We start from the raw sequence: 445 nt of genomic DNA on the forward strand, positions 1-445 counted from the left end.
CAGGTTGCGGAAAAAGGCTCTTTCCTTGAACCGCTTGAGGTGATTCAGACGCCTTCAACTGAGGTTGAAGGATTTGAGATGCGGGGCGGCGATTACCGGAGCGAAGGGTTGTTTTCCTACGTGAGCTGCGAAGCTCGGGTTCCGGCTAACCATCCACTTCGGGCGATCCGCGCGATCGTCGACGAAGCTCTCGAGGTGATGTCGGCTGATTTCGATGCGATGTATTCGCGCATTGGCCGGCCATCGATCCCGCCCGAGAAGCTGCTGCGCGCATTGCTCCTGCAGGCTTTCTATACGATCCGCTCGGAGCGCCAGCTCATGGAGCAGATGGATTACAACCTGCTCTTCCGCTGGTTTGTCGGCCTGGCGATGGATGCGCCGATCTGGGATGTCACGGTCTTCACCAAGAACCGCGAGAGGCTACTATCCAGGGACGTTGCCGCCA

Annotated in this window: 1 protein-coding gene; it reads left to right on the plus strand. The window is 58.4% G+C overall.

The window, feature by feature from the left end; translation table 11 throughout:
- Positions 1-78: 78 nt before the first annotated feature.
- On the plus strand, positions 79-445 hold a 367-nt coding region (locus ACYPYD_RS11180), incomplete at its 3' end, for a transposase (protein ID WP_459663178.1).

This window comes from Novosphingobium sp. 11B (assembly GCF_054589055.1).